25 protein-coding genes are annotated in these 20,114 nt (G+C 59.7%); 4 read left to right on the forward strand and 21 right to left on the reverse strand.

The window, feature by feature from the left end:
* Nucleotides 1-135 precede the first annotated feature (135 nt).
* A complete protein-coding gene (locus tag shn_RS13915) occupies nt 136-738 on the forward strand; it encodes a hypothetical protein (protein WP_145925931.1) in 603 nt (200 codons plus the stop codon).
* An 88-nt stretch (nt 739-826) separates the two neighbouring features.
* Here shn_RS13915 and shn_RS13920 read toward each other — a convergent pair whose 3' ends face one another.
* From shn_RS13920 to shn_RS37600, 15 genes are all read right to left on the reverse strand, one after another.
* A complete protein-coding gene (locus tag shn_RS13920) occupies nt 827-1,270 on the reverse strand; it encodes a hypothetical protein (protein WP_064330944.1) in 444 nt (147 codons plus the stop codon).
* A 48-nt stretch (nt 1,271-1,318) separates the two neighbouring features.
* Nucleotides 1,319-1,693: a hypothetical protein gene (locus shn_RS13925; protein ID WP_064330945.1), complete on the reverse strand. Its 375-nt coding sequence runs from the start codon at nt 1,691-1,693 to the stop codon at nt 1,319-1,321.
* A gap of 203 nt (nt 1,694-1,896) precedes the next feature.
* Nucleotides 1,897-2,856, reverse strand: coding sequence for a hypothetical protein (locus shn_RS13930; protein WP_245337293.1), 960 nt, complete (start codon nt 2,854-2,856; stop codon nt 1,897-1,899).
* A complete protein-coding gene (locus shn_RS13935) occupies nt 2,853-3,431 on the reverse strand; it encodes a hypothetical protein (protein ID WP_245337294.1) in 579 nt (192 codons plus the stop codon). Before shn_RS13935 ends, shn_RS13930 begins: the two co-directional genes overlap by 4 nt.
* 97 nt (nt 3,432-3,528) lie before the next feature.
* Nucleotides 3,529-3,873 carry a hypothetical protein gene (locus shn_RS13940; protein WP_064330946.1) on the reverse strand — a complete coding sequence of 115 codons (345 nt, stop codon included), beginning with the start codon at nt 3,871-3,873 and terminating at the stop codon, nt 3,529-3,531.
* A gap of 108 nt (nt 3,874-3,981) precedes the next feature.
* A complete protein-coding gene (locus shn_RS13945; RefSeq protein WP_084438008.1) occupies nt 3,982-6,480 on the reverse strand; it encodes a hypothetical protein in 2,499 nt (832 codons plus the stop codon).
* A 33-nt stretch (nt 6,481-6,513) separates the two neighbouring features.
* Entirely contained in the window at nt 6,514-6,828 is a 315-nt protein-coding gene (locus shn_RS13950) for a hypothetical protein (protein ID WP_145925932.1), read from the reverse strand.
* A complete protein-coding gene (locus tag shn_RS13955) occupies nt 6,825-7,076 on the reverse strand; it encodes a hypothetical protein (RefSeq protein ID WP_064330948.1) in 252 nt (83 codons plus the stop codon). The genes shn_RS13950 and shn_RS13955 overlap by 4 nt, the downstream gene beginning before the upstream one ends.
* A gap of 103 nt (nt 7,077-7,179) precedes the next feature.
* Nucleotides 7,180-7,464 (reverse strand): hypothetical protein, encoded by a 285-nt coding sequence (locus tag shn_RS13960; protein ID WP_064330949.1) that lies wholly within the window; start codon nt 7,462-7,464, stop codon nt 7,180-7,182.
* Nucleotides 7,457-8,509 (reverse strand): winged helix-turn-helix domain-containing protein, encoded by a 1,053-nt coding sequence (locus tag shn_RS13965; RefSeq protein WP_064330950.1) that lies wholly within the window; start codon nt 8,507-8,509, stop codon nt 7,457-7,459. The genes shn_RS13960 and shn_RS13965 overlap by 8 nt, the downstream gene beginning before the upstream one ends.
* Nucleotides 8,510-8,597: 88 nt before the next feature.
* A complete protein-coding gene (locus shn_RS13970) occupies nt 8,598-8,780 on the reverse strand; it encodes a hypothetical protein (protein WP_064330951.1) in 183 nt (60 codons plus the stop codon).
* Complete coding sequence (locus tag shn_RS13975; protein WP_064330952.1) at nt 8,770-9,216, reverse strand: hypothetical protein; 447 nt, start codon at nt 9,214-9,216, stop codon at nt 8,770-8,772. The genes shn_RS13970 and shn_RS13975 overlap by 11 nt, the downstream gene beginning before the upstream one ends.
* A complete protein-coding gene (locus shn_RS13980; RefSeq protein WP_064330953.1) occupies nt 9,213-9,617 on the reverse strand; it encodes a hypothetical protein in 405 nt (134 codons plus the stop codon). Before shn_RS13980 ends, shn_RS13975 begins: the two co-directional genes overlap by 4 nt.
* A gap of 248 nt (nt 9,618-9,865) precedes the next feature.
* Complete coding sequence (locus tag shn_RS35835) at nt 9,866-10,141, reverse strand: hypothetical protein (RefSeq protein ID WP_145925933.1); 276 nt, start codon at nt 10,139-10,141, stop codon at nt 9,866-9,868.
* 47 nt (nt 10,142-10,188) lie between these two features.
* Nucleotides 10,189-10,662 carry a recombinase family protein gene (locus tag shn_RS37600; RefSeq protein WP_084438010.1) on the reverse strand — a complete coding sequence of 158 codons (474 nt, stop codon included), beginning with the start codon at nt 10,660-10,662 and terminating at the stop codon, nt 10,189-10,191.
* Between the two features lie 431 nt (nt 10,663-11,093).
* Between shn_RS37600 and shn_RS13990 the strand changes: the two genes are divergently transcribed.
* Nucleotides 11,094-11,411: a helix-turn-helix domain-containing protein gene (locus shn_RS13990; protein WP_245337295.1), complete on the forward strand. Its 318-nt coding sequence runs from the start codon at nt 11,094-11,096 to the stop codon at nt 11,409-11,411.
* Nucleotides 11,412-11,511: 100 nt separating this feature from the next.
* On the opposite strand, the gene shn_RS13995 is transcribed toward shn_RS13990, so the two are convergent.
* The 3 genes from shn_RS13995 to shn_RS14010 all read right to left on the reverse strand — a co-directional run bounded on the left by shn_RS13995 (nt 11,512) and on the right by shn_RS14010 (nt 13,394).
* Nucleotides 11,512-11,838: a hypothetical protein gene (locus tag shn_RS13995; protein WP_064330955.1), complete on the reverse strand. Its 327-nt coding sequence runs from the start codon at nt 11,836-11,838 to the stop codon at nt 11,512-11,514.
* A gap of 142 nt (nt 11,839-11,980) precedes the next feature.
* Nucleotides 11,981-13,149, reverse strand: a protein-coding gene (locus shn_RS14000; RefSeq protein ID WP_145925934.1) for an IS3 family transposase whose coding sequence is annotated in 2 segments (ribosomal slippage) — nt 11,981-12,879 and nt 12,879-13,149 — 1,170 coding nt in all. Because the reading frame shifts where the segments join, the coding sequence is not laid out codon by codon here.
* Nucleotides 13,150-13,199: 50 nt separating this feature from the next.
* Complete coding sequence (locus shn_RS14010) at nt 13,200-13,394, reverse strand: hypothetical protein (protein ID WP_064330958.1); 195 nt, start codon at nt 13,392-13,394, stop codon at nt 13,200-13,202.
* Nucleotides 13,395-14,016: 622 nt separating this feature from the next.
* On the opposite strand from shn_RS14010, the gene istA reads away from it, so the two are divergent.
* Nucleotides 14,017-15,549, forward strand: a complete 1,533-nt coding sequence (istA, locus tag shn_RS14015; protein WP_145925847.1) for an IS21 family transposase — start codon at nt 14,017-14,019, stop codon at nt 15,547-15,549.
* Nucleotides 15,539-16,333, forward strand: a complete 795-nt coding sequence (gene istB / locus shn_RS14020) for an IS21-like element helper ATPase IstB (RefSeq protein WP_064328778.1) — start codon at nt 15,539-15,541, stop codon at nt 16,331-16,333. Before istA ends, istB begins: the two co-directional genes overlap by 11 nt.
* Here the strand turns inward: istB and shn_RS14025 are convergent, their stop codons facing one another.
* The 3 genes from shn_RS14025 to shn_RS14040 all read right to left on the reverse strand — a co-directional run bounded on the left by shn_RS14025 (nt 16,334) and on the right by shn_RS14040 (nt 19,503).
* Nucleotides 16,334-16,822, reverse strand: coding sequence for a helix-turn-helix domain-containing protein (locus shn_RS14025; protein ID WP_145925935.1), 489 nt, complete (start codon nt 16,820-16,822; stop codon nt 16,334-16,336). It lies immediately after the preceding gene.
* A 677-nt stretch (nt 16,823-17,499) separates the two neighbouring features.
* Nucleotides 17,500-19,038 (reverse strand): AAA family ATPase, encoded by a 1,539-nt coding sequence (locus shn_RS35035; protein WP_168168913.1) that lies wholly within the window; start codon nt 19,036-19,038, stop codon nt 17,500-17,502.
* Nucleotides 19,039-19,203: 165 nt separating this feature from the next.
* The gene (locus shn_RS14040; protein WP_145925936.1) at nt 19,204-19,503 is read right to left on the reverse strand and encodes a DUF6634 family protein; all 300 of its coding nucleotides are present in this window, start codon (nt 19,501-19,503) and stop codon (nt 19,204-19,206) included.
* Nucleotides 19,504-20,114 lie beyond the last annotated feature (611 nt).

The following is a 20,114-nucleotide window of genomic DNA, read 5'->3' on the forward strand; positions in this document are numbered from 1 at the left end:
GCACAGCCATGGCGACGATCCGCGGAAAGGACGCCGGGCACCGCGCGTCTATCCTTGAAAGGGCCCGCGCCATAGCTGCCGAGGACGGAAGCGGTATCCCAACAATCACCTCTTCGATGTAGGGGGCTTAACCACATGGCGCCATTACCTCCAGCCTTGATCCGCAGAATCCAAAAGTATCGCCTCGAGATGGACGTGGAGGATCTACAAAGCGCCTACCGGGCGTCTCTTGCAGGGCTGAAGCATAGCGAAGCGGAAATCGAGGCAAGGGTACGAGACGAACTCGGCCTAGGGCCGGATGACGAATGGCCGCACGGAGACGACGCGGATCCTGAAGATCCGGTTGGGAGTGTCTACGAACGCGCGGGAGAGCTTGACGCCCAAGCAAAGCGCGGTGCGCCGATGGTAAGGACGGCGTTCTTGATTGCTCTGTTTCATGCGTGGGAACGTCACTGTAACACGACAATGAAGACCATGACGTACGTGACGACGGACGTGAATTCCGTCCTTCAGCGCGACGGGCATGGCTCATCCTGCGATGATGTAGAGTACCTGCAACTTGCGGCGAACTGCGCCAAGCATGGCCCTGGGAAATCCTGCCGCGCGCTATTCAGAAAGCGCCCTGACCTTTTCCCAACGGCAACATCGGAAACCAACGCTAGCCATTCGACACTTTCGATTGAGGATGCAACATTAACGGACTTCTTCGAGACCATTCTATCCATAACGAGGCCTTAGGGGCGCTTCGCCCGCAACTCCATCGCCGACTGAATGGCTGCTGCTACACCAACATTTACCAACAGGCGGGGGCCGACCGGACCCGGTTCTATCGCCCTTCCGGCTTGGCCTCGAAGATATTCTGAAAGACGACAGGCGCGCCATCCGGCCCGGCATGCGTCAGGTCGATCTTGTCGCCGTACTTCTTCGGCCGGAGCTTCGCGGCCATCCACTTGCGAGCATCGATGCGAAGCTGCGACCGGCGGATTGCTTCGCCGTTCTCCATCCAGCCGATGGTTTCGCCCTCGGCGTTCTTCTTCTCCATCCAGTCGTTCGTCCCATCGTCGGCGATGGTCAGGATGTCATCGAATATCGCGTCGGCCTGGACTTCCCGGGCTCGGGCATACTGGTCGCGGAAATCCTCGTTTCCGCTGAGCCAGCGAAACACCGCGGACCTGGAGGGCATACCCTTGTCATCGCAAATCGACCGTAGGCTTTCCCCATCGGCAATGCGCTCGCAAATCGTGTTCGCAATCTCGTCGGTGTAGGTCATTGCCTGTCCTTCACTGCTCCGGAGTGAATGTGCGCGAGACGGCGGGCATCACGACGCAAGGGCGTAAATGGCATACGCGGGCGCCGCGATTAGCAGGACGCCGAAATAGATGCGCGGCGCCCGCCCGGGCAACTGGCCCGACCTAAGCGCATGTAAAACCCCCACCAAACAAACTGCCATGAAGTTACCAAAGAGGATCTGCCCTATCAGCCAGACTGACGGAAGCGCCTCGCGAAGCCAGTCGTCTAGATAGTAAAGTGCGAACATGGCGCCGCTCGTGGACAGGATCAGGATACAAAGCGGCCACCCGCCATCAATCCCGAGGCGCTTGTCTCGCTGAGTTGCCCGATATCCGGCCCAGACGCCCGCGAATGTGATCAGGGCGGCAAGCAAGGCGGCGGTGTAGTAGTGGTAACTGGCCATTCCAGAAGCCTACACGCATTCGGACGAGGGCGGAAGAAACCTTGAATGCCTGGACAGCACTTGACGGTAGGGCGGAAGCTCGACGTTTGGCGTCGGGGTTTTCGGCCCGCGGCAAGGATGCGACGAACGACTTGTCCACTGCATCCGCCTCGCGCGCGGGCGCGTATCTCTCCCGGATGGCCAGATAGCTTCCGGCAATGTGGTTACAGGGGATCTGCTTCCGTCGCGCGGGGCTCAAGGTTTTCAAGCAAGACCTGCTCCCGCAAGAGCTTGCCGTTGCGCAATGTCCGCGTGTAGCGCAGAAACGCCTTCACCGGCTTCAAAAGCAATTGCTCCTTGAATGCCTGATCCGCCACGTATTTGGTCACAAGGTCGTCGGTTGCGGCTCCCTTGAGGACGCCCTCTCCATCAACCTCAAGCTCAAAATCATGCGAGTCTGGAAGCACGCCGAGCAAAACGCCATCCCGGACGACGTTATCCTCTTGGACCTCCACCGCCGTAAAGCGGTCGGAGAGGCGATTGACCTCTTCCAGCCCGAGCGCAAGCCTTTGCTCCGACCCAACGATTTTTGCCGTCGCGCCGGCATCCTTCAGAACCTTGGCAAACTTCTGAACGGCGCTGACGAGGCGAGGCTCCGCCGCATCGATTGCCGAATTGAAGTCGTCGTCAGACGCGGTGTTCAGGCTGGCCAGAAATTCAGTGGCCCGCTCGACGGCGACTTTGAGCGGTGTGTTGAACATGTCGTTCTGGGGCGGTGACAGCTCTTCAAGGATGAATCCCATGGAGCCGCGAACGATATCCCGAATATACAGCTTCGAGCGCTCTGCACCCTTTATTTTCCCCTTGGCCGCGATGTGGTGCTCACCGAGGGCCGCCATAGAGGCGGCAATGATTTTCTGATAGGTGGCCAGAGCATCGGTGGAGAAATCCAGCCGAATGTCACCCTGGCCAACAACGGGCAGACCGTCGAATATCAGCGCTACGCTCGCGCTCGTCGCGGCGCTCACCCGCAAATCTTCAATCTGGCGAGTGATTTCCGCAAGGCGCTGCTCCCACATGAGCCTTGCCGTTCCCCACGGGTTGTCAGGCAGCGTGTCGAGTTGTCGCTGCGTGTACATTCTGTCGGCCTCAAGCGCCTCTATGGACAAAAGGTTCGGCATCATTGCGCCCCTAACCAGGCGAGAGCTTCGGCATCTTGCGCGGGGTCTAGCACAACAGCGACAAACCCCTTCCATGCAAATGTGTCGCGCTGATGGGAAAACAAACTATACCAGTACATCACGCCTTTTAGGAGATCGAGGAGCGGGACCTCCTGCACCAACGTTGCGTAGGTATCCAGTTGGAAGCGCTCTTTATTTCGAGGCGTGTTCTGGATTTCCTCTGCCCAGAACTGAATTCCTCCGTTTCGCCAAGAAGCGGGGTCCTGCAGATATCGTGTCGGGATATCGAGAAGCGAGAACACATCGATATCCCGCGGTTCTCGCCGGCTGTGCGCTTCCACATTTTCCACAAAGCTGCCGTCCAGAAACTGAAGCCCAGCGGTGTAACCGCCAGCCGATATCACACCTCGATAGGCAATGAGATTATTCAGGAGCCGCCTTCTATGCGGCGTCGTGCCGAACCTTTGAACAAGTTCCATCATGGTAATGGTGTAGGGCGAGCGATCCGCATCGGCCCCATTTTCGCTTGCAAGCGGCGGCAACATGCCGTTCGAATTAAAAGGCGGTAACGGCATCATCCCCCCGGAGCCCGTGCAAACACCAGCATGACGCTCCCGGGTAAATTTTCCACTTACACAAGGTTGTATCGCAAGCGCTGGCTGGTTTGAGGGGGAATCAGTTCAGCCGACCGGGTGCAGCGCCCTCCGCTGGGCCTTCCAGCAGCTTCCCGATGAAATCCGTTCCCTTGCTGAGGTAGATCACGCCCTGGGCTAAGACCTCGACGCTCGGGGCTTCGCCGTTGACGACATCAGCAAGCGCCGAATGCCAAAGACGCCGCGCCAGGGCAATGTAGGCGTAGGCGTCGACCGGGCTTCGGCAGTCCTTCCCGTCGAGAATATTGAAGAATGCCTTGATCCTCTCGGCGGTCTCCTCGTCCCTGTGCTCGTCGTCGGCGGCAATGAATATCCGCTCGATAACGGCGGCGGCGGAGAGGTGGTTTGCTTCGGTCTGTGCCGACATGGGCGGTGCCTTTCGTTCGATGCGGAAGCGGGCCGATAGATTTCCTTTGATTGTTTTCAAAGCTGGCCCGCTCGCGCGTATGATGTGGAATAAATCGGTGATCGGCCTTCACCGCCCGATTGATGTTGCTCCGCTGAGGAGGAGCGCGCGCGCCACCTGCTCCACGCCCGGCGAGAACCGCGGCCCGGCCTGCCGATCGATAAGGGCCTGGACGACGGCCTGTCGGTTGCTGGCGAGGATATCGGCAAGGTCAGCGTTCTTCACCGCCCTACGCGTCTCGGCCGCTTTCCCGAACACCTTGTCGATGCCTTTCAGGGCCGCACCGCGAATACCGCCGAGCGTGCCGCCCGACTGCCAGGCCTCTCGGATCCCGAATGACGGATCGCCGCCGCCGCCAAGCTCTCGCATGCTTTCCGTTCGTCCAGCGGTGAAGCTGTTGCCGGTGGCGAATTCGCGTGTCTGCGCATATTTCAGTTCGCCGTCCAGAACCCGGAAAAGCTGATCAGCCTTATCCTCCCCGAACATGGTGGCCAGCCTCTCGCGGTTCCAACTGCCTTCGCCTTTGAGAAGCTGATTGAGCTTGGCAACATTGTTGGAATTGTTGCCGAGGATGCGGGCAATATCGGCTCGGGTGCCTTGCCGCATCCGTGCCGTGCCGCCAGACGGCCCGATAAACGTTCCCTGGGGGATGACACCCTCCGCCACCTCATCGGCCACCTGCGACGGCCAAGGTGCGGTCCTGCCGGTATCGAGGACAGTTTGACCGCGCTGCAAAGCTTCGCGCTGCCTGGCAAGCTCTCGGTACGCTCCGTCGATTTCCTTGATCCCTGGCACCGCGTCGGCCAACAGGTCATCGACCTGCTTGCGGACTTCGGACAGAGCTGCAATCGCCTTGGAGTTCGTTTCCGTCTCCATCATGCCGTCGATGGCCTGCCGCGTCTGGAAGAGCGTCCCAGGGTTCGGATCGAGCGCGTCGGTCCCGGTGATGTTGAGCATCGACCGGACCTTCTTCATGGCCGTCTGCGCATCGCCGCGAAGATTGACAGCGTGGCTCTCCAAGCCATCCGCGATGCGGCGGGTGTCGACAGCACGGGCACCACGGAAAGCGTCACGGTAACGCTCACCAATGACCCTCTGCCCCTGCACAATGGCGTCGTCGATGGAAGACGGGGCTACGGCCCTGCCGAGCGTGTCGTCAATCGTGGAGGCCAGGCGGCTGTTTGCCCCGGCGTGACGAGCGTCGAGCGCGCGGCGGACGGTGGCGTTCCCCTCGCCCGGAAGGTTAGCCAGAGCGGCCATTCTGCCCTGAAGGTTCGGGCCAAGGTCGCCGATCATGGCATCCGGCCCCAGATCATCCAGCATGGATCGCATCGCCGCCGGATCGATCCCGTCGCGCGTAGCGGCCTGCTGAAGCATTTCGAGCGCATAGGGCGTCGTCCCTGCTGCCTTCGCCGCCGCGCGCCTGCGAAGGGCGTCTGCGACGGACTGGACGCCCTTGCCGAGCATGTCGCCCACAAAAGGCCCTGCGGCACCCGCACCCCCACCCCAGAGCGCGGCCCACTTCATCGCATCGCCATCCCAGTCGGTGCGTACACCACTATCGGCCGCCGAAAGACCAGCGCCCGAGACGCCGCTGAGAAGTGTCCTTACGCCGAAACCGGCAGAGCCACCCCCGAAAGCCGCAGGGAACGCCGCTACGGCCGGCAGGGTGCCGCCAATGGCCCCGGCGATGTTCCCGGCCGTCGTCACATACGGATGCTCTTCCTGGGCCATCCTCGTCAGATCCTGAGCCTGGCTCAGGTTATCCTCGTAGGACCGGCCATTGATGAGCGAGGAGAGACCGGCAGCGGCCCGCTCGGTGCCGGCCTTGATGTACGGGCCAGCGACGGGGATACCGTCGATGGTGCTCGCCAGTGCCGCGCCAACGGTCCCGCTGGCGCCCTGCATGCGTTCCCGCTGGTCTCCTGCAAGCTGATCCTGCTCGAAACGACGGCGGCGAGCGCGGGCCATGGCGATTGCCCGCTTCTGCTCCAGCGTTGCCCCCGCAGGATAATCGCCAGAGTCGGAACTGGTGGCTCCAGCGTCCATCTGGGCCGCAATCTCGTCAACGGTCGCGTCCTGCTCCTCTGGCGAGAGGTCGAAGAAACCATCATCGACCTCCACCTTGCGGCCATCGATCATAATCTTGCGCCGGCCACGCTGTCCGCCAGCCTCCGCCTGCTTCAAGCGCTCCTCTGCCGCCATCAGAGCGAGGCCCTGCTCATAGGTGAAGTGCTGGCCGGAACGAGCCTGTCGGCGGCGCTCCAGTTCACGCCGAGCAAGTTCGCGGCGGGCTTCTTCTCGCTGGTCGCTCCCCTTCGGAATGAGGTCGTCGAAAGAGACGCCACCGGATGGTGAGTGGCCGGGGATCAGGTCATCGAACATGCCCTGACCCGAGCCGACACGCCCCCCTTTGGCGTTGACGCCCTCTCCGCCCATTTCCGGCACCGACATGACCCTCGATTGATCGCCAAGATGTTGGCGGAGCGCAGAAAGCGCGCCGTCCGCCGTTTCACCAGTCACCCGGTATTTTCTGCCGTCTGGAGCCGTAATCTGGAACGTCGCCATGGTTGTTCACCTGTCCTTGAAATCGATGGGCACTCAGTAGAGGCCCTTGATCGGGTTTTGCTCGGGCGCGGGTCGAAGCAAGCCAAACAGGCCGCCGGGCCGTACCGGGAAGCCGGCGGCGAGACGCTGCTCATCCTCCAGCCGATTTGCCGCGAAGTTTCCGGCCGCCGCGTTCGCCACGCGGACGACACCCTGGGTCCAGGACCCGACCGGGGAGAAATCGACACCCTGGGAAATCATCGCGTCCGCCATCCTGCGGCGGCTCGCAATCTGCTCGGGCGTCATCCGTTCGCCGTTACCGCCCCATGTGAATGCGCCGAGCGGCGGGAGTGGAGGGAGGCCGTTCATGCTCTCACCTGCCGGTCATATCCCGCCTTGGTGAAGTCGCCGGGATAAAAGATGCCGGTGAAGGGGCGGCCCGTCGCAGCCAGCTTCTCGGCCGCCGCCTGGAGCACAAATTCGTTCGGCGTCATGCCGGCGCGGTTGGCGGCGTCGAAAAGGGCGTCACGATAACTCGTCATGACGCTTGCACCGCGAAGCATGACAGGGGCACGGCCTTCGCGCTTCGCCGTCTTGGTCGTTTGGTGTTCGCTCATAGTGTGGTCTCCTTTCACGCGGAGAATCGCACGAATGGATTCGGCGCGGCACCCCTTCGGCAACGCGCGGAAACCCACGGAAACTTTGCAGGCACCGGCCGGCTCAGATTTTCGTGCCGGTCTCGACAAAGTGCCGTCGAACGAGAGGGCTTTCCCGGTCGCCGGCGCGCAGCAGCTCCAGCGCTTCGGGGTCGTCTTGCAGGATCATGTTCAAGGCCGGTAACGAGATGACGAGCGGCCCTCCCGCCATCGCCACCCGGCCAATGCCGAAGCGCCTGCACCATGTCCTGATGGTGCGGTCCGACTTCCCCGCGAAATCACATGCATCGCGTATCCCGATACGCTCCGCCGGACGGATGAAAACAGGAGCGACTATCGGCTCATCCATGGCTGGCCTTTCTCCGCAACGTTGCTACCGTTTGCGGGCTAACCCCAACGCGGCGCGCAATCTCTCGGCTCGACAGATCGGGATGTGTGTCCAACATGGACAGCACGTCAGCGCGCTTCTGGCTGGTGGTGCGGTGTCCAGATTGAGCGCCCGGGTCACGGTAACCCGGCTCTTGGTGGACCGGGGTGCCTGACTGACCCGATTTCGTCGGGGTAGTCGCCGACTGCGCGCGGAGGATTTGAACGTCAGCGAAAAGCCGGGACCATTCCGCGTCCTCGAATTCCCTCTCATCGATCCACTGCTGCTGCCACGAATAGGATTTGTAATGGAACCGCGCGTCCAGATCCTCCCATGAGGCGACGGGCTGATTGCGCATCACATCGCGCAGCAGCTCGACGCGCAGCTCGATCGGCAGATCAAAATAATATTCGTGATGGTCGTAGAAGTTGGCCCGATCCTTTTCGAGCTTGTCCCAGGAGCGCAATTCCTCGAAGGCTTCTGCGACCGTCTGAGGGAACGGGAACGCCCCCTTGATGGCCGTTACAGCGGCCGGATCAACATCCGTCAGCCGGAAATAGGTGCCGTGCACTCCGGCAAACTCATCCGCAAAATACCTTCGCGTGCCGCAGACATCGACATAGGATCTCCGCTTTGTCACGAACGGCTTTCCTGCCTGGAGCAGGAGGCTTTCGCGGCCGGTCGGATCGAAGATGGCCTTGATGGTGCCGAATTGCTTCAGAAGCTCTGCGCGGCGTGCCGCATAGCGGTCCTGCCGCTCCGCATTCTCGTGCGCCTTCCTAGCCTTGTATCCCGGTTCCTTCTCCTCCATCCAGTCTTCGAACCCGTCGAAAAAGCTGGCCGGCTTGGAAGCGGGCTTGGCGTCCAAACTGGACACGGCGGCTGCGTAAGTCATTCCGGCCTTCGCCGCCATTGCCTCGGCCATACGCCTAGCGTTGTCGCGCTCGCCATCGCTGGCGCCGCGAACGACATGGGCGTGGATCTTGCGGAATTTCTCAATGTCCAAATTGGACGCATGCACATTCATCGGTTCAGCCTCCAGATGACCAGGCCATAGGCCGGGAGGATGCAGACAGCGAAAACGGTGAGGCAGGTGAAGAGATACGCGCCGAGCGTCATGGTGCACCGACAGTCTTCGGGGTGGGCGCCTGCCGGGCGAGGGCGATGGCCTGGCAGGCTTGAAGACCGGTGAGGCCGAAGCGCTCTTTCAGCGCGGGAATGACGTGCGGGATCGGCTTGGGCTGAGACGCGAGCCATGCGGCGGCCTCGGCTACGGTAGGGGCGAAGTCATTCGTCATGGCCCGCCTCCTCGTCGAAGAGATAGGCCCGTCCGATCTGATTGAACGCGATGCGGCCGGCGGCGCGAAGGTCGCTTTCAGCGCACCCGGCGCGCGTGGCACCCCACCCCAGGACGTTCATCGCCTGGCCGTAGCTCATCGGTCCATAGGTGCGGAGCGCATCAGCATATCGCTCCATGTCCCCCTCCAGGCGCTCCATGATGGTGCGAACCGGGTTGGGGTGGCGCGGGGCCGGCGCGGGCCTCACATCGGACGAAATCCGTACGATGTCGGGGGTTTTGTCAGGTTCTGTCAGGTTTTGTCGAAAAGGAGAAGTTGCGATTACCTCTTTAATTTCAGACACTTGGGAGGTTTTGTCAGTTTTATCGGTTTTGTCAGGGGTATAGAGAGATACATCCTCGTATTCCCCCTTGAGTACATTCCTCCAGAAGCTCATGTCCGTTCTCCATGCGTCTGAGGATTGACCGCGTAAACCCGCTTGGGGCGTCCTCCGCGCGGCCCTGTCGGAACACTGATCGCGCGAAGGATGTCCGCCTCTTCCAATTCCTTCAGGCCGGGGTCGATCTGCTCGGATGTTGCAAGGCCGATACGTCCGGCACGCATCACGTCCCGGGCGGTGAATTGTCGCCACTGCTTTTCCTTGATGAGCGATACCAGCTTGCGGGCCGTCATCACCTTTTCGGACTTGTCGACGCTGGCATATGTCCGCATCGCCATCGGCAACAGATACTCCTCGATGAAGAGCGCTGCCCGGGCGAAATGCTGGGTGGTGATTTCCTTCGGCTCAGCGCCGGACTTTCTCGGGAAGGTAGAGCTGCCGTTATCGAACTCATCCATTGGACTGGCGTTTCGTTTCCTGGGCATGATTGTTCTCCTTGGATGCAATCGGTGGTCCGCCTCCCGTTGTCGCCGCGACTTCTCGCGTCGGTCGCGACAGCCTTCATGACCAGGATGGGCGGGCACTTACTAAGCCGCCCTTCAGATCGGTATTTTGATCTCGCGGCATCGTTCGTTCTCCTTTGCTAGAAGTCTATCGGGTTGGTGGCACGCGTCGCTCCCGCCGGCTTTCCAACGAGTTCGCGTCGTCACTTCGTTTTGAGGATGGCCACGCATTGGCTTTTTAGAACGAGAAGGAGTGCCATCACCTCCATGTCGGTGATCGGCACTTCAGACAAATCGGCGTGAACTACGCGCGCACGCCTTCTGATTTGATCTCGACGGAAAGGCTTAATCGCTGGAGCGCCTACGATCTTTCTCCGACATCCGCGACGCGCTGAGACAGGCGTCGTCTCGATGGCATTGGAGACCGTCTCTGCTCCGCCTTCTTTGGGCAAGGTGTCCCCATCGTCGGTAACAGTCATGTCATCCACTCCTGTTTAGCCCCCGATTGGTGCGACGTGCAGGCGCGCTACCGTTGACGTGAGCGTCGACGGCGGTATTCGTCGAATATCTGCATAAATGCCGTGATGAACCAGTCCTCGCGACGAGGGGGTTTCAGAACGATCTCCAGCTCGATACCCTGCGCAGAGAGCGACGCCACAAGGGCGAGATGCCTCTTTACGTTTCGGTGAAGCCTGACTTTGTCAGCTATCACAATTTTCTGAAACGCTGGGGGGGTGTGCTCGGCTGCGCTCAGCAAGGCGCTCAGCCCTGGCCTTCCGGTCTGCTCGTTGTCGATGAAAGTATCGGTGACAACCCACCCTCTCGCCTGAACAAACCTTTGGCACTGGGTTATCTGGTGACGGATAGCCGATTCTGACTTCCGAGCGGTGCTACAATAGATGGTGACTCGCGTTCCCCGGACACCCTCTCGATCTGAAGCAGCCACGGAGTGATTGTTGTCGGTTCCGTCCATCACGGCCAACCTCCACTTTCCAACCATTCGAGAGGTGCCAATCTTATATATTATTAGAGAAAAATCAAGTACAGCTCGCACTGGTGCCGCAAAATGCGAATCCTATAATAGTATAAAAGTTGACAATTCAAAGTATTAATAGGATTCTAGATCGAGTTCTTCAGGATATTATTGCAGCACAGGATTGAGTCTATCAAAAATGACCGAATCTGGTTGATAATTCGTCTCCATGCGGTTCCTGATTCCTTTGTTTAAGCTTTCGAATAGAAGGTCGGTGCCGCCTACCAGAGTCTTCACCTTAACGTGAACAGTGAACGGTTCGTCGCCTCCCGGATTGCAGATTGCGCATTTTCGGCTGGTTATCAATCAGGAGTGGTTTTGTGCGCAGAAAGATCGCATACTGATCGCAATGCTCATAATATGGGCAAATAACCCTGCTTGTACACCGCATGGTAGAATTGGAACTGGTCTATGAGTCCTGCTTTCCTGTGGCATTGTTGACAACGGTCGAAGGATTCGGGCTTGCTCCTGTTATGGACACGATTCTTTCCCTCATGAAATTGATGAGAGCTGCTCGCACGCTTACGGGCGCGAGCCAGGACGAATTAGCCCAAGAAGCGGGCGTTAGCAGACAAATCATAGTGAGGATTGAAGCAGCCGACGAAACCGTCACGGTCGACGCCGTTGAAAAGGTTCGAGCGGCTCTTGAGCGGAAGGCGGTGATATTCATTCCTTCGACTGCTGAGCGCGGGCCTGGTGTAGCGCTCTCGAAGTGAGAATCGAGGTATCCGTGAATACTCTGGCGATTGCCAGCATCGGCATGAAGACTACGCCGCTCATACTCAGCCGCCTTGATTGAACTTACCGAATTCAACATTAAAGCGCCGCGACGACACTCTGGCGCTCCCTTTCCAGTTTGTCGAAATGAGCCTGAAGTTCCGCTGAGAGCGGTCCTTCAGGCTCTGGAAGGTGTGCCAGATGGCGCCAGCGCTCGTCGATGCCGGCAAGAGAAACCTGATCGGTCCAGCCAAGTCGCGCTTGCGCCCAGAACAGATTTTCTAGTTCGGGTGACAAGGGCTTGTCTTCCTGCAGACGCTTGGCGATCCAGAGAGTCACATCGACAATTTCGAGGCCGCCGCTCGCGTCTCCTGGGGTAAAGGGGGGAGGCACTTCCGGCATCCAGGAATAGTCGAAGGAAGGCATTCCCGGTCCCATATCAGCTTTGTGGCCGCGCAGTTTCTCATACCAAGAAGCCAACTCGCCCTGTGCACCGTTGAATTCGTTCTGGCGATCGACGGTAATCCGGTAGACTGGCCTGACCCCATAGGGTGGTCCGGTTTCAGTCTTAATGCATGAGCGGCTTTAGGGCCATCGCCTGGGCAGATGGTGGTGCTGACCCTCGTGCTGGCGCAGGCCAGATGATGGCCTCCGGCGCTGGCGGCTTGTAGCCGAGCGATGAGTGCGGACGCTCGGTGTTGTAGTAGCGGCGCCATGCCTCGATGATGACCTTGGCCTCGGCGAGGCTGTAGAAGATCTCGCCGTTGAGCAGTTCGTCGCGAAGCTTCGAGTTGAAGCTCTCGCAATAGCCGTTCTCCCAAGGGCTGCCCGGCTCGATGAAGGCGGTCTTTGCGCCGACGGCCACGATCCATTCCCGCACGACCTTGGCGATGAACTCCGGGCCATTGTCGGAACGAACATGGCCCGGCACACCGCGCAGGATGAACAGGTCCGACAGAACGTCGATGACGTCGGTCGAATTGAGCTTGCGACCGATCCGGATCGCCAGGCACTCCCGGGTGAACTCGTCGATGATGTTGAGCATACGGAACTTTCTGCCATCGTGGGTCCGGCCCTCGACGAAATCATAGGACCAGACATGGTTGGGATGCTCCGGCCGAAGCCGGATGCACGATCCGTCATTCAGCCAGAGCCGGCCTTTCTTCGGTTGCTTCTGGGGAACCTTCAGCCCCTCCCGCCGCCAGATGCGCTCGACGCGTTTGGCGTTGACCGTCCATCCCTCCGACCGCAGCATCGCCGTGATCCTGCGATAGCCATAGCGGCCATACCGGAAAGCGAGCCGGATGATGTCGGCGGTCAATGCCTCTTCATCGGGCCGGCCGTGCGGCTTCTTGCGCTGGGTCGAACGGTGCTGGCCGAGAACCCTGCAGGCAAAGCGCTCCGAGACGGAGAACTTCGCCATGACATGATCGACACAGCGCCGACGACGGGCGGGGCTCAGAAGTTTCCTGAGGCAGCCTCTTTGAGGATCAGCTTCTCGAGCGTCAGGTCCGACACAGCCTTGCGCAGCCGGTCATTCTCTTTCTCGAGCTCTTTCAGGCGCTTCACCTGACCGCCCTTCAGGCCGCCGAACTCCTTGCGCCAGCGATAATACGTGAACTGCGTCACGTCGATCGTGCGAACCGCCTCGCCAACCGATTTTCCTTGCGAAAGCAGAACATCGACCTGGCGTAGCTTCGCGACGATCTCTTCGGGCTTGTGCTTCTTCTGGGGCATTCCAAAGTCCTCTCCAACGGCAAATAGCCTACTTCAGGGAGGACCACTTTTCAGGCGGCAGACCACCCGAGTTCGTTGGCATGAATGCGATCTACGCCTAGCTCGCGGCGAAGTTCAGCTAGAAATGGGGCGGCGACAACATCGAGGTTCTTATGAGAGCGCAGCACCCCGTAGTAGAGCGTTGGCTGGTTGGGGTCGAATAGCTCAAGTCCCGTGTTTCCGCTCTCGTCGACATAGAAATACATTGCGTTCCCAATTCTATAAAATCATAGATTGTATTATCAGTCAGACATGCTCGGCACTTGGTCAAGCTTCGGGGCGATCGATACAAGCTCCAATGGATCGAGATCGAGGCCCCCGGTCAGAGTTATGGCCGAACCACCGAGGCTCGCCCTCGTGGCTGAAGGACCAGTTTAAGTTTAGGCAAAAAGGGGTCAGCGGCGTTCGCTACAATACTGACGGAAAGCCGGCCGTTGCGACGCTGTCGACGAAGCTGGGCTACCACGAACCTTTGACGGACGGACGAAGAACGTGGACTCAATTTCTGAAGGTTTCTGGGGTAATCGATATTTGCGTAGCTACGACTCTCGATTGAATTTTCGTTGGCTATTTAACATTACGCCGTTACTAAGAGTCGGGGTAACCATGCAAATTGTGGCGAGCAGCTAACCTGCTGCCTCTGGGGGGGATTATGGCGCCATCAGTTGGACAGTTCGTGCGCGTTCGCGCGCGCCGCTGGCTGGTGGAGAGTGGACTGTTGGTTTCCACGCAGAACTGAGCCGGTTAGGCGCATAATTTCCATTGAGAATTGAGCCATGTGAACCTTCCCCCAACGCGGAGAGCGACGGGGGCAACGGAGTGATCCACATGGGACTTTTAAATATCATTCGTCGGATGGCGCTGCGTGAGAAGCAGTCGATCCGCGAGATCAGCCGGCGAACAGGGCTGTCGCGGAACACGATCGCGAAGTATCTGAACGCTGGTACAATCGAACCAACATTCACCGTACCGGAACGACCGAGCAAGCTTGATCCGTTTGCCGACAAGCTGGCGGCCTGGCTGAAGACCGAGGCCGGGAAGTCGCGCAAACAGCGACGAACACTGAAGCAGGTTCATGCCGACCTGGTGGCTCTCGGCTTTACCGGCTCCTATGGTCGGGTTGCCGCCTTCGCCCGTGATTGGCGAGCGGAACGACAACGTGAGCAGCAGACGACGGGCCGCGGCATATTTGTTCCGCTGTCTTTCCGCCCAGGCGAAGCATTCCAATTCGATTGGAGTGAGGACTATGCCGTCATTGGCGGCGAGCGCACAAAGCTGCAGGTCGCGCATATCAAGCTATCGCACAGTCGCGCGTTTTTGGTCAGGGCGTATCTGCTGCAGACGCACGAGATGCTGTTTGACGCCCATTGGCACGGCTTCCGTGTGTTCGGCGGCGTCCCTGCTCGCGGCATTTACGATAACATGAAAACCGCGGTCGATCGCGTCGGTCGTGGCAAGGAGCGACAGGTCAATATCCGTTTCCTCGCGATGACGAACCACTACGTCTTTGCGCCTGAGTTTTGCAATCCTGCCGCGGGCTGGGAGAAGGGCCAGGTCGAGAAGAATGTCCAGGATGCCCGGCCGCGACTGTGGCAACAGATGCCGGACTTTCCTGATCTGGCGGCATTGAATGCCTGGCTGGAACAGCATTGCCAGGACCTGTGGCGCGACACAGCACACGGCACCTTGCCCGGCACGATCGCGGACGTCTGGTCCGCGGAACAGCCAGCATTGATGGCGCTCCCCGCTGCGTTTGACGGCTTCGTCGAGCAGGGCAAACGTGTCTCTCCGACATGCCTGATCACCTTCGAGCGGAACCGCTATAGCGTGCCTGCATCGTTTGCGAACCGGCCTGTCAGCTTGCGAATCTATCCCGAGCGACTGGTCGTTGCGGCCGAGGGTAATGTCCTATGCGAACATCCGAGGGTGATTGAGCGCAGCCACGACAAACCGCCGCGGACGATTTACGACTGGCGACACTACCTTGCCGTCATTCAGCGCAAGCCCGGTGCCTTGCGCAATGGTGCGCCTTTCCTGGAATTGCCGCTGGCCTTTCGACAGTTGCAGGACCAGATGCTGCGTCGCCTGGGCGGCGATCGTGAGATGGCCGATATCCTTGCTCTGGTGCTTCATCACGACGAACAGGTCGTCGTCAGGGCTGTGGAGCTGGCTCTGGATCAAGGCGTCGCGACCAAGACGCATGTGCTGAACCTGCTGCATCGTCTGATCGATGGGAAGACGACTGACGGCCCCGACATCGACACGCCACAGGCGCTGACCTTGTTGCGTGAACCCAAGGCCAACGTCGAACGCTACGATGGCTTGCGTGTCCGGATCGTGGGAGGTCGCCATGCGTCATGATCCCGCAAGTGCCGCCGTCGTCATCATGCTGCGGAGCCTGAAGATGTATGGCATGGCCCAAGCCGTCACAGACCTGATTGAGCAAGGGGCTCCAGCTTTTGATGCGGCCGTGCCGATCCTGTCCCAGTTGCTGAAAGCCGAGATGGCCGAACGTGAGGTTCGCTCGATTGCCTATCACATGAAGGCTGCTCGCTTCCCAGCCTATAAGGACATCTCCGGGTTCGACTTCGCCGCCAGCGAAATCAACGAAGCGACGGTGCGCCAACTGCACCGATGCGAGTTCATGGACGGGGCGCAGAATATCGTGCTCGTCGGTGGGCCGGGCACAGGAAAAACACATGTCGCGACTGCCCTTGGGGTCCAGGCGATCGAGCATCACCGCCGGAAGGTCCGCTTCTTCTCGACCATCGAATTGGTCAATGCGCTCGAGCAGGAGAAGGCAAAGGGCAAGGCAGGTCAGATCGCCGAGACGCTGGTCCGTCTCGATCTGCTGATCCTCGATGAACTAGGATACCTTCCGTTCAGTGCTTCCGGCGGAGCGCTGCTCTTCCACCTGTTGAGCAAGCTCTATGAGCGCACCAGCGTCGTCATCACCACCAACCTCAGCTTCAGCGAATGGGCAACCGTCTTCGGCGACGCCAAGATGACGACAGCTTTGCTCGATCGCCTGACCCACCGTTGCCACATCCTGGAAACCGGTAACGACAGCTTCCGCTTCAAGGCCAGCTCGGCCGCAGCAGCACAGAAGAGAGGAGAAAAGGCCAATCCCTTGACCAAACCCTGATCAGAAAACCATACTCAGAGGTGGCTCACTTCTCGGTGGAAAAACCGGCTCAGTTCTGCGTGGAAACCAACAATTTGTGCCCTGATAGCTCACTCGGTGTGGCGGGTTCCAACTTTTCGGCACGCGAACGATGTAGACGAAGCCACCTGCCGCGATTGCAACCGCCCGCATTTGCACGCCTACTATCCGCGGCTCGATCGCGGCTCGGACGATCTGCTCGAGACGCTGAAGCGTGGCGTCCGGGTCGCCTGCGATGGGAAACACACCGGAAGCTACGCCTTGGGCTTCATCGATTCCAACGACTAACTGGCCGCCCGCCGAGTTGGCGAAGGAGGATAGGTCCTTCAAGAACTCCTTCTTGTCGGCGTCGGAGTTGCCGTACATGTCGCGTTTGAATTCGACATGCATCCCTTCCGTCTGTCCGTCAGCGACGAGTTGCTGGACGTCGGCCTCCTGAACCTGCTCCAAGCCTGGTCTGAAAATAGACACTGTATCCTCCACACGACTAAACGCGGCGCGGGAGAACCTTTGGTGAAGCTGGCGTGAAAATCAACTCCAAATTGCTTAGCTTGCCCCCTGGGGAGCACTCGGAATGCTTCCCGGAGAGCACCATTTCTTTCGTTGTTGAAGCGGAGCGAAATGTGTTGCACTTCAACGAGGCGCGCGAAGTTTTACGTCTTCTGTCGGAGCAAGTGTCCAGATCCTGAGGATCCGAGCCTTTGCTGCGTCGCCGCAGGGGCAGTAACCTGAGCCGAATGCTCGCTCCAAAGCTCTACTTGTCCGCGTCCTTGGAAGCCCGCTTCTTCAGCGTCTCGCGGCGCTTCCCCTGGGACACGACCCTGCGCCCGACTTGAGCCGGTTCGAAACCCTCCTTTGACAGTGCCTCGCCAAACGTTTCGTGGTCGTCGGCCGTATTTCTCAGGCTCCCAACGTCGACGGATTTGGGCGTCTCGTCCTTACCACTGCGTGGCATGTCAGACTCCCTTTCAAACGGTCGCTAACGAGTGGGGTCTCGTCCAGCTATAGCATTTCCATCACGGCGTAGGCCGCAGCTAGAACTGGCGGAGCGGCGGGCCGCCGAGCGGCTTGGGGTGCACATCGGCCGCAACGAGCATACGGTCGCCTCGAACAAGAGGTCGTGTAATCTCAGGCGGCCTTGGGGAGGTTCATTGTTGCCGCCTTGCACGCTCGCGCGCCTCCCGCAATCCCTCGACGAAACGTTCCAGCCTCCGGATCGAACCACCCGTCCAAACGCTCGCCAAGACATCCAGCTCGAATCCTTCAAGCGGCGTCGCCCAGCGCGGATCGTGACCCGCCTCAATGTAAAGCCGCTCCAGGATGCGCGTGGCGAAGAGGGGTAACTGATCGGCTCCCGGATCGGGAAAACTTAGGATTCGGCACCTGTCCCGCAATGCCGCCGGAATCGGCCCCAGCGAGTTCGCCGTCATCAGCCAGGACACGTGCGACAGATCGCAATGGGCCTGAAGGTAGGGATCATGCCAGCGACTCGATGTCTCGGGTTCAAACAGTCCGATCAACACGTCGTGCACGTTGCCGTTGTGGCGGCTGGTGCCGATCTTCTCGATCTCATCGAGAATGACCACCGGTCCCGCGCATTCGTGTCGGCGCACTACCATGATTGCAAGGCTAGGTTCGCCCGATGACCACCTCCGGGCGGTTCCGGCGATGGCGCTGTCACTCAAGCCTCCACAAGAGATGAGCTCATAGGGAGTGCCGAGTTCCTCCGTCAATCGCCTGGCGAACCGCGTCTTGCCACTTCCGGGTGCCCCGAGCAGCATGATCGGCCTCAGGTGGACATTCGGCCGGCCGCTGAGGCCTTCGAGCGCATCGTCAACAACCGCCACCGCATGGGGAAATTCCGCGATCAGCCGCGAACGAACTCCGGTCAGCTCAGGCATGCCGGAAAGCGGTAACGGACGCTGTTTGAACTTCGCGAACTCCTTCGCTACTCGCTTCCCATCGGCCGTCGTGTCATTCCCGATGCCACTGATAACGACCACTCCGTCGGTCGGTGGCGGTTTGTGTTCCCATGGCTTCTCTTCCCAGGTTGCGACTGCCGGATCAGCAGACGATGAATCCTGGGGTTCCGGCTCGTCGACCATCGATGACGTGATCGCATTTCTGAAGTGAACTCCGTACGCTCGGACTTCCGGCTCGAACCAATCCGCATACCTCTGAACAGATACGCCTGCTCGCTGGCGCCGGTCTAGTTCACGGGATTGCATCGCCCAACTGAGCGAACGCGAAAGCAGGTCGCGGCCCCTCCCTGAACTTATATCCCCAGAGGCGAGATGCGCGATTTCACCGGCGATCAGGGCCGTCGCTTGGCCGTTCCCAAAGAAGGCCCGATAGAAGCGGCACCGCAAGCGGCACTCGTCGACCGGTAATCCCTGGGCATCATCGATCTGGTCGAGGGCAGCCTCCACCGCAAGCACGCCGTCCTCACTCGGCTCCACGGTTAGCTCATCCAGGCTGGTAGCGAGGAGTTCGAGTCCAGTCCGTTTGCGCTTTTTGACGCGACCGGACAGTCGGCTGGAATACTCGCGGATGTCTTCAGCTAGGTCTTCGCGGAAGAACGTCATCCCCCGGAGCAGTTCCTCAGCGGTTGGCAAATGCAGCCCGGCGGTTGCCGCCTTCTGGCGGCGTTGAAAGTGGCGGTCTAGTGATGGCGGTTTATCTGTCACAGGACACCCCCTTTCCCCTTGGTCGAGCACCGCTGCGGAGCAGCCGCAGCGGCGCATGGATATGTCGTTCGGTGGGATGTCCGATCGCGAGAACGGCGCTCGCCTCCGAAGACGCGTCGCCGGTGGCGAAACCTACCGCAAGAGAGGACTGTCGATTGTCGCGCTTCATGCGCTTCCAATTCGGGCCGGATGCCCGAGACGGTACCAACGGTTGAGCGTACGCGCGATGCCGACCTCCGTGTCCATGTACATGAGCTGACTGGTCATGATTTGACGACCGTCGCCCAGAGATGGATGTCCAAAGACGTATCCTGAGAGGCAGGCCGTCCTGCGCGAATACATCTGATGGGCTTCGAGGATGGGAGCGGTGTGGAGTGACAGTGACCGGGTTATCCCGGCCTCAACCGAGCGCAAATCGGCGGACAGTCTCAGCGCATCTTCTGCGCTCAAGTAGGCGAACTTCATGGGAATAAACCTCTTCTGGCGATCCGTGGCCTGCAGGGGGTACCGGAGCGAATTCATCAAGGAGCCGTGCGTTTTCCAGCATCGCAGAAGGAACTCTCTAAGCTGGCTTGTCGGATATCGTGGGCGAGCCGCGCGACTGTGTTGGCGTCGACGAATGTGGGTGGCATAAGCTGTATCCTGATCAGAAATGGTCATGGATGCGAGGCGCGAGAAATAGCTCCACGATCGTTGTGGTTGCATTTTTGGCGAAGGATTCGAGCAGCGAGGCGAACGGCTGGCGCTAACCAGCTACCCATCACTTACGTGAGTTAAGGATCGTCGTGTTAAACCGATGGCTAACCACGATCGGCGTGTGTTTGGCCTTTCATCCCCGCGACCTCGTTTGACGTCGCGCGGTCGCCGAAGTGTCGGCGTGAACGTCCCATTGGTTCAAGGACTTGATTGCGTCCGCAGCCGGTCGTCCGAGCAGATACCAATGGTTTGCGGATCGCGCCAATGTCCCACGCACAGAGAGCAAATGCAGTGGTGTCGTGCACTCAAGTGCACCGAAGGAATCGTGCTGAAAGAAGAGACCCCTTGGCTGCTTGATCTCTCCTACCAGCATCGGCACG

Source organism: Shinella sp. HZN7, from assembly GCF_001652565.1.
Classification (GTDB): Bacteria; Pseudomonadota; Alphaproteobacteria; order Rhizobiales; family Rhizobiaceae; genus Shinella; species Shinella granuli.

Coding starts and splice junctions, on each gene's coding strand:
- shn_RS14010 (WP_064330958.1), bottom strand. CDS start 13,394: ATGTATTTCTATGTCGACGAGAGCGGAAACACGGGACTTGAGCTATTC.
- shn_RS13980 (WP_064330953.1), bottom strand. CDS start 9,617: ATGGATGAGTTCGATAACGGCAGCTCTACCTTCCCGAGAAAGTCCGGC.
- shn_RS13970 (WP_064330951.1), bottom strand. CDS start 8,780: ATGACGAATGACTTCGCCCCTACCGTAGCCGAGGCCGCCGCATGGCTC.
- istB (WP_064328778.1), top strand. CDS start 15,539: ATGCGTCATGATCCCGCAAGTGCCGCCGTCGTCATCATGCTGCGGAGC.
- istA (WP_145925847.1), top strand. CDS start 14,017: ATGGGACTTTTAAATATCATTCGTCGGATGGCGCTGCGTGAGAAGCAG.
- shn_RS35835 (WP_145925933.1), bottom strand. CDS start 10,141: ATGACTGTTACCGACGATGGGGACACCTTGCCCAAAGAAGGCGGAGCA.
- shn_RS37600 (WP_084438010.1), bottom strand. CDS start 10,662: ATGGTTGGAAAGTGGAGGTTGGCCGTGATGGACGGAACCGACAACAAT.
- shn_RS13920 (WP_064330944.1), bottom strand. CDS start 1,270: ATGACCTACACCGACGAGATTGCGAACACGATTTGCGAGCGCATTGCC.
- shn_RS13960 (WP_064330949.1), bottom strand. CDS start 7,464: ATGGATGAGCCGATAGTCGCTCCTGTTTTCATCCGTCCGGCGGAGCGT.
- shn_RS13940 (WP_064330946.1), bottom strand. CDS start 3,873: ATGTCGGCACAGACCGAAGCAAACCACCTCTCCGCCGCCGCCGTTATC.
- shn_RS13950 (WP_145925932.1), bottom strand. CDS start 6,828: ATGAACGGCCTCCCTCCACTCCCGCCGCTCGGCGCATTCACATGGGGC.
- shn_RS13915 (WP_145925931.1), top strand. CDS start 136: ATGGCGCCATTACCTCCAGCCTTGATCCGCAGAATCCAAAAGTATCGC.
- shn_RS13945 (WP_084438008.1), bottom strand. CDS start 6,480: ATGGCGACGTTCCAGATTACGGCTCCAGACGGCAGAAAATACCGGGTG.
- shn_RS13975 (WP_064330952.1), bottom strand. CDS start 9,216: ATGAGCTTCTGGAGGAATGTACTCAAGGGGGAATACGAGGATGTATCT.
- shn_RS13930 (WP_245337293.1), bottom strand. CDS start 2,856: ATGATGCCGAACCTTTTGTCCATAGAGGCGCTTGAGGCCGACAGAATG.
- shn_RS13995 (WP_064330955.1), bottom strand. CDS start 11,838: ATGCCTTCCTTCGACTATTCCTGGATGCCGGAAGTGCCTCCCCCCTTT.
- shn_RS13925 (WP_064330945.1), bottom strand. CDS start 1,693: ATGGCCAGTTACCACTACTACACCGCCGCCTTGCTTGCCGCCCTGATC.
- shn_RS13965 (WP_064330950.1), bottom strand. CDS start 8,509: ATGAATGTGCATGCGTCCAATTTGGACATTGAGAAATTCCGCAAGATC.
- shn_RS13955 (WP_064330948.1), bottom strand. CDS start 7,076: ATGAGCGAACACCAAACGACCAAGACGGCGAAGCGCGAAGGCCGTGCC.
- shn_RS14040 (WP_145925936.1), bottom strand. CDS start 19,503: ATGAAGTTCGCCTACTTGAGCGCAGAAGATGCGCTGAGACTGTCCGCC.
- shn_RS13935 (WP_245337294.1), bottom strand. CDS start 3,431: ATGATGCCGTTACCGCCTTTTAATTCGAACGGCATGTTGCCGCCGCTT.